General features: G+C 49.4%; 12 protein-coding genes. 8 read left to right on the top strand and 4 right to left on the bottom strand.

Annotated features, from left to right (window positions below):
• The first annotated feature begins 143 nt into the window (after positions 1 to 143).
• Positions 144 to 977, top strand: coding sequence for an SDH family Clp fold serine proteinase (locus DEALDRAFT_RS15065; RefSeq protein WP_008519063.1), 834 nt, complete (start codon positions 144 to 146; stop codon positions 975 to 977).
• A gap of 108 nt (positions 978 to 1,085) precedes the next feature.
• On the opposite strand, the gene thiD is transcribed toward DEALDRAFT_RS15065, so the two are convergent.
• Both thiD and DEALDRAFT_RS15055 read right to left on the bottom strand, forming a co-directional pair.
• Positions 1,086 to 2,372 (bottom strand): bifunctional hydroxymethylpyrimidine kinase/phosphomethylpyrimidine kinase, encoded by a 1,287-nt coding sequence (gene thiD, locus DEALDRAFT_RS17495; RefSeq protein ID WP_008519061.1) that lies wholly within the window; start codon positions 2,370 to 2,372, stop codon positions 1,086 to 1,088.
• A gap of 15 nt (positions 2,373 to 2,387) precedes the next feature.
• Positions 2,388 to 3,485 carry a 6-phosphofructokinase gene (locus tag DEALDRAFT_RS15055; RefSeq protein WP_008519059.1) on the bottom strand — a complete coding sequence of 366 codons (1,098 nt, stop codon included), beginning with the start codon at positions 3,483 to 3,485 and terminating at the stop codon, positions 2,388 to 2,390.
• A 327-nt stretch (positions 3,486 to 3,812) separates the two neighbouring features.
• Between DEALDRAFT_RS15055 and DEALDRAFT_RS15050 the strand changes: the two genes are divergently transcribed.
• The 4 genes from DEALDRAFT_RS15050 to DEALDRAFT_RS17320 all read left to right on the top strand — a co-directional run bounded on the left by DEALDRAFT_RS15050 (position 3,813) and on the right by DEALDRAFT_RS17320 (position 7,562).
• Entirely contained in the window at positions 3,813 to 4,370 is a 558-nt protein-coding gene (locus DEALDRAFT_RS15050; RefSeq protein WP_008519056.1) for an ANTAR domain-containing response regulator, read from the top strand.
• A gap of 112 nt (positions 4,371 to 4,482) precedes the next feature.
• Positions 4,483 to 5,811: a type I glutamate--ammonia ligase gene (gene glnA, locus DEALDRAFT_RS15045; RefSeq protein WP_008519055.1), complete on the top strand. Its 1,329-nt coding sequence runs from the start codon at positions 4,483 to 4,485 to the stop codon at positions 5,809 to 5,811.
• Positions 5,812 to 5,960: 149 nt separating this feature from the next.
• A complete protein-coding gene (locus DEALDRAFT_RS15040) occupies positions 5,961 to 7,205 on the top strand; it encodes an ammonium transporter (RefSeq protein WP_008519053.1) in 1,245 nt (414 codons plus the stop codon).
• An 18-nt stretch (positions 7,206 to 7,223) separates the two neighbouring features.
• Positions 7,224 to 7,562 (top strand): P-II family nitrogen regulator, encoded by a 339-nt coding sequence (locus DEALDRAFT_RS17320; RefSeq protein ID WP_008519051.1) that lies wholly within the window; start codon positions 7,224 to 7,226, stop codon positions 7,560 to 7,562.
• A 64-nt stretch (positions 7,563 to 7,626) separates the two neighbouring features.
• Here the strand turns inward: DEALDRAFT_RS17320 and rd are convergent, their stop codons facing one another.
• Complete coding sequence (rd, locus tag DEALDRAFT_RS15030) at positions 7,627 to 7,785, bottom strand: rubredoxin (RefSeq protein WP_008519049.1); 159 nt, start codon at positions 7,783 to 7,785, stop codon at positions 7,627 to 7,629.
• A 172-nt stretch (positions 7,786 to 7,957) separates the two neighbouring features.
• On the opposite strand from rd, the gene DEALDRAFT_RS16965 reads away from it, so the two are divergent.
• The 3 genes from DEALDRAFT_RS16965 to DEALDRAFT_RS15020 all read left to right on the top strand — a co-directional run bounded on the left by DEALDRAFT_RS16965 (position 7,958) and on the right by DEALDRAFT_RS15020 (position 9,563).
• Positions 7,958 to 8,131, top strand: a complete 174-nt coding sequence (locus DEALDRAFT_RS16965; RefSeq protein WP_008519047.1) for a hypothetical protein — start codon at positions 7,958 to 7,960, stop codon at positions 8,129 to 8,131.
• A 176-nt stretch (positions 8,132 to 8,307) separates the two neighbouring features.
• Positions 8,308 to 9,429 carry an HD-GYP domain-containing protein gene (locus DEALDRAFT_RS15025; RefSeq protein ID WP_008519046.1) on the top strand — a complete coding sequence of 374 codons (1,122 nt, stop codon included), beginning with the start codon at positions 8,308 to 8,310 and terminating at the stop codon, positions 9,427 to 9,429.
• Positions 9,426 to 9,563 (top strand): desulfoferrodoxin FeS4 iron-binding domain-containing protein, encoded by a 138-nt coding sequence (locus DEALDRAFT_RS15020; RefSeq protein WP_008519045.1) that lies wholly within the window; start codon positions 9,426 to 9,428, stop codon positions 9,561 to 9,563. The genes DEALDRAFT_RS15025 and DEALDRAFT_RS15020 overlap by 4 nt, the downstream gene beginning before the upstream one ends.
• Positions 9,564 to 9,582: 19 nt before the next feature.
• On the opposite strand, the gene DEALDRAFT_RS15015 is transcribed toward DEALDRAFT_RS15020, so the two are convergent.
• Entirely contained in the window at positions 9,583 to 9,999 is a 417-nt protein-coding gene (locus tag DEALDRAFT_RS15015) for an OsmC family protein (RefSeq protein ID WP_008519043.1), read from the bottom strand.
• Positions 10,000 to 10,031 lie beyond the last annotated feature (32 nt).

Genomic DNA, 10,031 nt, shown 5'->3' with positions numbered 1-10,031 from the left:
TAATTAACTTTGAAACCAATCCACCCGCCGGCCGCAACACGCTGATGCTGCGTGTTAACGGCAGGGAAGCTGAGTTTACCACACAGCTTAAACACGGCGACCGCCTGGAAGTAGGCTGGTCGGCATAATAAGGAGTGATATTTTTGGGAGGAGACTTTAATTTTTTCTCTATAATTTGGCTTTTCATTATTATTTCCGCATTGGTTCCCGCAATGAAACAGGCTAAGCTGGAAGCTGCCCGGATTAGACTAATCCGTGATTTGGAGAAAAAGCGTAAGTCAAGGGTTATCACCTTGGTTCACCGTCAGGAGTCGTTATCTCTGTTGGGCATTCCCCTGACTCGCTATATAAACATCGAAGATTCGGAGCAAGTATTGCGGGCTATCCGCTATACACCGGACGATATGCCCATTGATCTTTTAATACATACACCGGGCGGCCTGGTTTTGGCCTCTGAACAAATTGCCAATGCCCTAAAAAATCATCCGTCGAAAGTTACGGTGTTTGTTCCCCATTACGCCATGTCCGGCGGTACAATGATTGCTTTGGCTGCCGATGAGATTCTGATGGATGGTAATGCGGTTTTGGGTCCGGTGGATCCGCAAATCGGCAGATATCCGGCAGTATCAATTCTAAAAGCAGTTAGAGCCAAAGACATCAATGAGGTGGACGATGAAACTTTAATTTTATATGATGTGGCGGAAAAAGCCATCAAGCAGGTAACTAACCGGGTGTATGAAATCCTTTTGGACAGGCTGGGCGAAGAAAAAGCCCGGGAAGTGGCTGCTTCCCTGGCTTCAGGAAAATGGACCCATGATTATGCCATTACCTGCAGTGAACTGGGGGAGATGGGTTTGCCGGCCTGCGGGCTGTTGCCCGATGAAATTTATGAAATCATGGATAAATTCCCCCAACCACAAAGAACCAGACCTTCGGTAGAATTTATCCCCATCCCCTACGAAAAAGAAAACAAATAATTAAACCCAAAAAAGCGACCGCCATTTTGATCATAGCGGTCGCTTCTCATTTTGGGACAGGGGGACGGGCCAAGCCTGAGACAAAGGGGACAGGTGATTTTGTCTCATTTAGCAGCCGGAGAAGGAGCGGGCCAGGCCGGCGGTTTTTTGGGCCGCTTCCTGGGGGGTGCGGGCAAAGAGGATGATTTGTCCTTCCTGCTCCTCTGTTGGTTCTATCACCAGCACTTCCGGAATTTCTGAGAGTTTGGCAAAATCGCCGGATAGTTTCACCGTTTTATAGTTTAGAGCACTGGCGGCCAGTGCCATTTCAGGGGTGTAGCGCAAATTAATCATGCCACGGATGCGGGCATCTTTTTGGTGAGCCTGTAAAAGCATTTCTTCCGGGTAAAGGCCGCCGGCAAATACCGGGTCCCCGGCCTGGGCAATGGTGTTGTGGCAGCGATAGAGGGGAGTGGGGAAAGAGGCGATATCCTCCAGGCTGTTTGCCCCTTCCAGGGAGTAAAAGATATTAGAGCGTCCGTCTGCCAGTATGTTGGCACAGGCGGGCGTTTTTTGCAGCGCGGCAAGCGCTTTATACAGGGCCTGGGAGGCACGGCTCAGTTCCAATTCCCGCAAAAGGGCACCCATGGGGTTTGTGGGGCCGTAGCCTCCGCCCACACAGATTCCGTGGGAGATGGCATCTGTGATAAACTGTTTGGCCCGGGTCACGGCATCGTATGGTGACAAGTTTTTGGCCAGGCAGGCGGCAATGGCTGCGGCATAGGTGCAGCCGGTGCCGTGTGTATGTGGGGTATCCAGTTTCTTTTCCGACAGATGATGTATGGTCCTGCCGTCAAAAAATATATCCACCATGTCCTGGCCTTCCAGATGTCCGCCTTTTACCAGGACGTGACGCGGCCCCATCAGACGTATTTCCCGGGCTGCGGCTACCATGGCATCCACCGTGGTGATTTGGCGTCCCAGGAGTACTTCTGCTTCCGGCAGGTTGGGGGTGACAACAAGGGCGTGAGGGAGTAGCTTGTCCCTTAGCGCGTCCACCGCATCCTCCTGCAGCAACCGGTCTCCGCTTTGGGCCACCATCACTGGGTCTACTACCAGATTGGATACACGATGTTTGTTGAGACTGTCGGCCACAGCCGTTATGGTTTTTGCATCGCCAAGCATACCTGTTTTGGCAGCATGGACCGGAATATCGGAGAGCACCGCTTCCAACTGGCAATTAATAAAATCAGGGGGAACAGGATGGATACCGTGTACCCCTTTGGTGTTTTGGGCGGTCAGGGCGGTGATAACGCTGGTACCGTACACGCCCAGAGCGGCAAAGGTTTTTAGGTCGGTTTGAATCCCGGCGCCTCCACCGGAGTCGGACCCTGCTATGGTCAGTGCTTTATACATTGGTAGATTTCCTCCCTAGTCGCCAAATGAGACACCCACAGATTTTGCTGCCCGGACCAGTTCACTGTCTGCTTGAATCAGTTTTTGTTCTTTAACCGCATCAGAGAGGGGGACCGATTGTATCTCCCCGCTGCAGAGACAGGTCATCTGTCCAAACTCACCGTTCATGGCAAGCTCGGCTGCTTTTACCCCGAAACGGGTTCCCAGTATCCGATCAAATGGAGTGGGGGTGCCGCCGCGCTGCAGGTGGCCAAGAACCGTTACCCGGGTTTCTACCCCGCAGCGTCGCTGGATTTCATCACCGATGACATTACCCACGCCGCCCAGTTTGCTAAGATGCGGGTTATCCTTGCGCTCTTCCTGATAAATTTGTTCACCACCCGGTAGCTTAGCGCCTTCAGCCACCACCATGATGGAGAACTTCTTTCCTTTTTGCTGACGCGCACTGATTTTTTGGCAGATTGCTTCGTAGGAGAAATCTATTTCGGGAATAAGTATTACATCGGCACCGCCGGCAGTTCCGGAGTGCAGGGCAATCCAGCCCGCATCCCGGCCCATCACTTCCAGAATCATCACTCGGTGGTGGGATTCCGCAGTTGTATGTAATTTATCAATGGCATCTGTGGCGGTATTTAAAGCGGTATCAAAACCAAACGTTACGTCGGTGGCAGACAGGTCATTATCAATGGTTTTGGGTATACCCACCACCGGAACTCCCTTTTTATAAAGTTCATTGCCGATAAAGAGGCTGCCGTCTCCACCCACCGCCACCAACACATCAACCCCCATTTTTTCCAGGTTGGCGATGGCTTTGTCGGAAACATCGCCCCAGACGGTCTGCCCGTCCTTTTCACCTACCGGATATCGGAAGGGGTTGTCCCGGTTGGTGGTGCCCAAAATTGTGCCGCCGCGATGCAGGATTCCGGAGACATGATGGTCTTCCAGGATCATGCTGCGGCTTTCAATTACACCGCCGTAGCCGTCCATAATACCCACAACTTCTATTTCATAGCGATAAAGGGCGGTTTTAGCCACAGCACGAATCACAGCATTGAGGCCGGGACAGTCGCCGCCTCCGGTCAGGATTCCCAAACGTTTAATTTTTTGACTCATAGTTTCCCTCCAATATCCCATACAAGGATTTTTCTTTTAAAAGTATTCCACAGCGCTTCTAAGAAATCCTTTACTGGCAGGCTTCTATAAGGTTAACAAAGAGTTAAATGGCATCACCCCTCTCAAGTGACGAAAAGGGATTGCGCAAAATGAAAATTTCACTATGCGGAAACAATTTTCAAAATTGCCTATTGTAATTTGTAAACACTTAATTTATAATTGAGATAGTTAAAGAACAGGTACAGCGTTGTACCGGGCAGCGGCGCCATCTCAGAGAGCAAAAGGTCTCTGCAGTAGCGTCGTTTTTATTTTTTAGGGGGGATGCCTATGAGTGGCGTGCGAGTGGTGGTAAGTGCTTCTGCCGGTATCCGTAAAAAGGTCGGTTCTGTTATGGCCACGGCGGGCAACCTGGTAATCGGTGAAACCGATAGCGGCCCCGGAGCACTGCGGATGATTCAGTCATTACAGCCTGATGTGGTGGTAATCGACACCGATTCTCCACATGGAAAGTCCGCAGCGGAGATGCTTGAGGAAGACGGCCAAATTGGGCTGGTGCTGTTAGGTACACATCAGCGCAGAGAGCGAAACGGTCCATACATCTCAGGGATGATTTTAAAGCCGGTTCAGGATACTGCTCTGATAACGGCGGTAGAATTTGCGGCTGCGGCCCAGCACCGGATGCGCAAGATGGCCGATGAATTGGCGAAGATGAAGGAAACGCTGGCAACCCGCAAAGCTGTGGAGAAAGCTAAGGGAATTTTAATGGAAACGCTGGGTCTGCCGGAGGCACAAGCTTACAAGCGGATTCAGCAGCAGAGTATGAATAAGCGCGTATCCATAAGACGGATTGCGGAAGCTATTATAACAGCTAATGATTTTAAATAAGTAAATAAAATAATTTTTTGGCAATGGCGCCTGGGGAGAAACAGTGTTTCCATCCCTTAGGGCGTTTTTTGTTTTTTTACACTTATAAAGTAACTAAAGGAGATGATGGCAAATGAGTTTGACAAAACAGGATGTGCTAAACATGGCCAAAGAGGCCAACGTAAAGTTTATCCGACTCCAGTTCACCGATATCTTTGGTATACCCAAAAATGTTGCCATACCGGTGGATCAGCTGGGCAAAGCTTTGGACGGGGAATTAATGTTTGACGGATCATCCATTGAAGGGTTTGTGCGGATTGAAGAATCAGATCAGTACCTGCGCCCCGACCCCAATACTTTCACCGTATTTCCCTGGCGTCCCCGGGACGGCAGCGTAGCCCGTCTGATTTGTGATGTGTACACCCCGGATGAGGAACCCTTTGCTGGGTGCCCCCGCTGCACACTGCAGAAAGTTCTGAAGGAAGCAGAGGAAATGGGCTACAGTGTTAATGTGGGCCCGGAGGCGGAATTTTTCCTCTTCCACACCGATGAAAGCGGCCGGCCCACCACCATTACCCATGACCAGGGCGGTTATTTTGACCTATCACCGGTGGATTTGGGTGAAAACGCCCGCCGCGATATGGTGATGACCCTGCAGGAGATGGGTTTTGAAATTGAAGCTTCCCACCATGAAGTAGCTGTAGGCCAGCACGAAATTGATTTTAAATATGATGAAGCGCTGGCAACGGCGGATAAGTTAATAACGTTCAAGTTTGTTGTGCGTACCATTGCGCAGAGACACGGGCTGCATGCCACATTTATGCCAAAACCAATCTTTGGGATTAACGGCTCCGGCATGCACACTCACCAATCCCTGTTTAAGAACGGGGAGAACATTTTCTATGACCCCAACGGTCCGCGACAAATGAGCGAAGAAGCGTACCACTATATTGGAGGAATTCTGCAGCACGCACCGGCGTTTACAGCAATCACAAACCCCACCGTAAACTCCTATAAGCGCCTGGTGCCAGGATATGAAGCTCCGGTGTACCTGGCATGGTCAGAGAAGAACCGCTCGCCTCTGATTCGTATCCCCGCCCGTCGTGGTGTGGGCACCCGTGTAGAAGTGCGCTCTCCGGATCCCTCTGCCAACCCGTACCTGGCTTTGGCGGTGATGATTAAAGCAGGGCTTGACGGGATTAAAAACAAAACTCAGGCACCGGCACCGGTGGATAAAAACATTTACGATCTGACGGAAAAGCAGCGGGAAGAGCTGAAAATCGCCAGCCTGCCGGGCAGCTTAAAAGAAGCATTAAATGAGCTGGAGAATAATGTGCTTATCCGTGAAGCTCTGGGAACCCATACCTTTAATCGCTTTATCACAGCAAAGCGGATAGAGTACCAGGACTATGAAATGAAGGTTCACCAGTGGGAGCTGGATAATTATCTGGCTAAATTTTAAAACCGCGGCGTGGCCGCAGTGAGTTAACAACCTCTATATTGGACACAGATGTCCTCCCTAGGCGAAGATGCAAAGCGTAATGCGCTTGTGTCTTCGCCTTTTTTTTGTACTGTGCAAATTATAACTAAAACCTGAAGGAGGAAGAAAAAATGACTGAAATGGCTATTGATACTATCTGGGTGTTACTGGCAGCTTTTCTGGTGTTTCTTATGCAGTTAGGGTTTGCCATGGTGGAGTCCGGTTTTACCCGGGCAAAAAACGCGGGTAACATTATTATGAAAAATGTGATGGACTTTGCCTGCGGCAGCTTGTTGTACTGGAGTGTTGGTTTTGCCTTGATGTTTGGTGTATCCAGAAGCGGATTTATCGGTGGAAGCGGCTTTTTTGCCTTGGGTGAGTTTGCTCATTTGGATTTAAACATACCGGTACCGGCATTTCTGTTGTTCCAGACCATGTTTGCGGCTACGGCGGCTACCATTGTCTCCGGAGCCATGGCGGAAAGAACAAAGTTTGTTTCCTACCTGCTCTATTCTGTGGTAATTACCGCCGTGATTTACCCGGTGGTGGGTCACTGGGGTTGGGGTGGCGGTTGGCTTGAAGAGTTGGGCTTTGTAGACTTTGCCGGATCCACCATCGTTCACTCCGTGGGCGGCTGGGCGGCTCTTGTAGGTGCCGCAATTTTAGGGCCCCGCCTGGGCAAATTCACAAGCGACAAAAAGCCCAATGCGATTCCCGGTCACAGTATTACCTTAGGCGCCATGGGTGTTTTCATTCTCTGGTTTGGCTGGTTTGGCTTTAATGCCGGCAGTACCATCGCCGGTATGGATTTATCCATAGCGCACATTGTGGTAACCACAAACCTGGCGGCAGCAGGCGGGGCGGTGCTGGCCATGGCCTTCTCCTGGATACGCTACGGTAAGCCTGATGTGAGTCTGACGCTAAATGGTGCCCTGGCGGGACTGGTGGGAATTACCGCCGGCACAGCTGATGTGGACTTTATGGGTGCGGCGCTGATTGGTGCCGGTGCAGGTGTGCTGATCATTCTGGCAGTGGAGTTTATTGAAAAAGTGCTTCATGTTGATGACCCGGTGGGCGCTGTGGCAGTTCACGGTGTCTGCGGAGCTTACGGTACTGTAATGGTGGGTTTCTTTGCCACTGATGGCGGTTTGTTCTATGGCGGAGGCGCAGCACTGCTTTCGGTGCAGGCCATTGGTGTATTAGCTGTAGCTGCATGGACCATGACCACTGCCTTTATCCTGTTTAAAGCAATTAATGCGGTGGTAGGATTACGTGTAAGCGCTGCAGAAGAAGAAGAAGGTTTAGACGTCGGTGAACACGGTATGGAAGCATACGCCGATTTTGTGTCAAAAAGCTCTGTACCGCAGGTTCATTAGAGAAAGGGAGGTTCTTCAATGAAAAAAATAACTTGTATAATTCGTCCCTCAAAGCTGGAAGCGGTAAAAGAACGGTTGGGCCGTGAGGGGATCCAGGGAATGACTGTCACCCATGTAACAGGGTGCGGACTGCAAAAAGGGAGCACGGCAATATACCGCGGCAATCTCTATGAAGTAAATTTGCTGCCTAAAGTTAAGTTGGAACTGGTGGTCACGGCGGAGAAAGTTGATACCCTGATTGATACTATTGTGGCAGAAGCGGCAACAGGTGAAATCGGGGACGGGAAAATATTCATCTCGCCTGTAGATGAGGTGGTGCGTATCAGAACAGGGGAGCGGGGCAAAGAAGCGATATAAAAAAGTCAGGTCCGGACAATTCGACCAATGCGTCGAATGCCGGACCTGATTTCTGTTTTTAGCTTTATTCCTTTTCAAACATATCCTTACCTACACCACATTCCGGACAGACCCAATCGTCCGGCAGGTCGTCAAAAGATGTGCCGGGAGAGACGCCGTTATCCGGGTCACCTTCCTCAGGATTATAGACGTAGCCACAAACTGAACAAACCCATTTTTCCATATGTATACCTCCTATGTGTTCAATATTTATTGCTGTTTTTATCTTACATTATGACGCGGATTTTTCATAGTATTGCAGTATTAACAAATTGTGAAAAATAGTTCTTCTTTTAAAATCTGCCTGTAACGTATATAATATACATAAAGCAATACAAAATTGTGAGGTGCCCGCTGTGTATCGATACGTGGCCATGGCAGTTTTTATCCTGCCCAAACTGGTTGTCTGGCCCCTGATGTGGTATTGGCGTTGTCAGCGCAAAAAAAAGCTGAAAGCGGAGAATCATGATCTCCTGGAAGAAGGGCGTTCTCATTGTCCGGATTATAATGCTTCATCAGATTACTTTTAACCCGCAGAAAATGCGGGTTTTTCACAAGGTAAAAAGCATTGAAAGCGCGCTGTAAGTAAATAAGCGCGCCTTTTTTTAATAAAACAGGGTCCTTCCTAAAAAGGAATAAGCTTAGATAATGTCGAAATATAGAAATTGGTAAGATTTTCTGCCAAATTTTAAACAGAGGTCAGACGATGCGAAAAATGCCAGTTACACTACTTCGTCCCGGCATGATTTTGGCCAAATCTGTTTCCGGCTCAGACGGACAGCTTTGGCTAAGCGCCGGAATAAAACTCAAAAGCAGCTATATTACTGCTCTGTGGCGGACAGGCATTCCTTATGTGTATGTCCTGGACCCGCTGCTAGATGACGTATCGGTGCCTGAAGTGGTATCGGAAGAGACCAGGCGTCAGGCAATAAAAGTTCTTAAAAATATGATGAAAGCCGGAAAAAAGGAAACAGCCCCGTCGGAGCTGCTCCTTGACGATCAGTTTTCCCAGACTGTGGAAAGCATGGTTCAGCAAGTGCTGGAGAACAAAGATGTTATGTTGAATTTGGCTGAGATTCGCAATGCCGACGATTATACCTTTTGCCATTCAGTTAATGTTTGTATACTTTCCCTGTTGACCGGAATTGATCTGGACCTGTCCCGCACACGGCTGGAGAGATTGGCTGCAGGTGCGCTCTTGCATGATGTGGGGAAAATCCGGATTGACAGTAAGATACTTAATAAGAAGGGCAGCCTGTCTCCCGATGAGTTTGCCGAAATACAAAAGCATCCTGCTTTTGGTTGTGAGATTTTATCGCAACAGAAGAATCTGCCCCATGAAATCAGCACTGTGGTGGCACAACATCATGAACGTTGTGACGGCAGCGGGTACCCGTACAGGCTGCACAGAGATAATATACACCAGTATGCCCGTCTTGTAATGGTGGCCGATGTGTTTGATGCCCTTACCGCAGACCGTCCGTACCGCACTTCATTGCAGCCGCACCAGGCCATTGAAATGATAATGGGCTGTGGTGACGCCTATGATATGGAACTGACCCGGCTGTTTCTAAATCATGTAGCCGCTTATCCGGTGGGCACGGGAGTCCGGTTAAGTAACGGGGATCTTGGCCTGGTGGTTTCAAACCGGAAAGGTCTGCCGCTGCATCCGGTGGTGCGTATTGCCAAAGACGCCGACGGGGTTGCCTACCTCAACCCGTTTGATGTGGATCTGGCAGAAAGTCTTGATTTGGTAATTTCCCAAGTCTTAGACGATGTGCAGGTATTGGAGGAATTTCCCATCATGTCACTTCAGGAAAGGGCGTGAAAAAGTTGGCTACCAGTGTGGGGGAAACCTATCGGTGTGACGTTTGCGGCAACGTAGTCAAGGTTGTCAATAGCGGTGCCGGGGTGTTAGTTTGCTGCGGCGAAGCAATGGTAAAAATAGAAGAAGCGGATTAAAAATAACCCGGAATCCGGGTTATTTTTCTGTGATTTCCTCTCCGTTTAGCAGAACGCGATATTCTATGTTGGCCTGCAGGGAATTTGCTATAACGCTGTATTTCTTATAGGAACTGCTCACAGCTTTCCAGGCTTGTTGGGGTGTAACATCGCCTGATATATGGTAAACTGCAGTTATAGTACGAAATGACTTGGGATGTTGGCTATGTTTTTCCCCACCCAGCTCTACCTGAAAATGGTCCAGCCGGGCTTCAAATTTCTGCAGTAGAGAGACAATATCCATGCCGGTACAACCACCAAGAGCCAAAAGAAGCATTTCACTGGGACGAACTCCCTGGCCGGTACCGGTTGCCCCTTCAAGTTGTACGGTTTGCCCAGAGCCGGAAACACCTTGAAAGTATAGATCATTTTGCCATTTAACCTTAACAGATGACATTTTTATCACCTCCATAATTTAGCGTATACAGA

This window comes from Dethiobacter alkaliphilus AHT 1 (assembly GCF_000174415.1).
Classification (GTDB): Bacteria; Bacillota; Dethiobacteria; order Dethiobacterales; family Dethiobacteraceae; genus Dethiobacter; species Dethiobacter alkaliphilus.
The sequence above is the reverse complement of the archived record's forward strand: the minus strand, read 5'-3'. Positions and strand labels throughout refer to the sequence as shown.

Coding starts and splice junctions, on each gene's coding strand:
- thiD (WP_008519061.1), bottom strand. CDS start 2,372: ATGTATAAAGCACTGACCATAGCAGGGTCCGACTCCGGTGGAGGCGCC.
- DEALDRAFT_RS15055 (WP_008519059.1), bottom strand. CDS start 3,485: ATGAGTCAAAAAATTAAACGTTTGGGAATCCTGACCGGAGGCGGCGAC.
- DEALDRAFT_RS15050 (WP_008519056.1), top strand. CDS start 3,813: ATGAGTGGCGTGCGAGTGGTGGTAAGTGCTTCTGCCGGTATCCGTAAA.
- glnA (WP_008519055.1), top strand. CDS start 4,483: ATGAGTTTGACAAAACAGGATGTGCTAAACATGGCCAAAGAGGCCAAC.
- DEALDRAFT_RS15040 (WP_008519053.1), top strand. CDS start 5,961: ATGACTGAAATGGCTATTGATACTATCTGGGTGTTACTGGCAGCTTTT.
- DEALDRAFT_RS17320 (WP_008519051.1), top strand. CDS start 7,224: ATGAAAAAAATAACTTGTATAATTCGTCCCTCAAAGCTGGAAGCGGTA.
- rd (WP_008519049.1), bottom strand. CDS start 7,785: ATGGAAAAATGGGTTTGTTCAGTTTGTGGCTACGTCTATAATCCTGAG.
- DEALDRAFT_RS15025 (WP_008519046.1), top strand. CDS start 8,308: ATGCGAAAAATGCCAGTTACACTACTTCGTCCCGGCATGATTTTGGCC.
- DEALDRAFT_RS15015 (WP_008519043.1), bottom strand. CDS start 9,999: ATGTCATCTGTTAAGGTTAAATGGCAAAATGATCTATACTTTCAAGGT.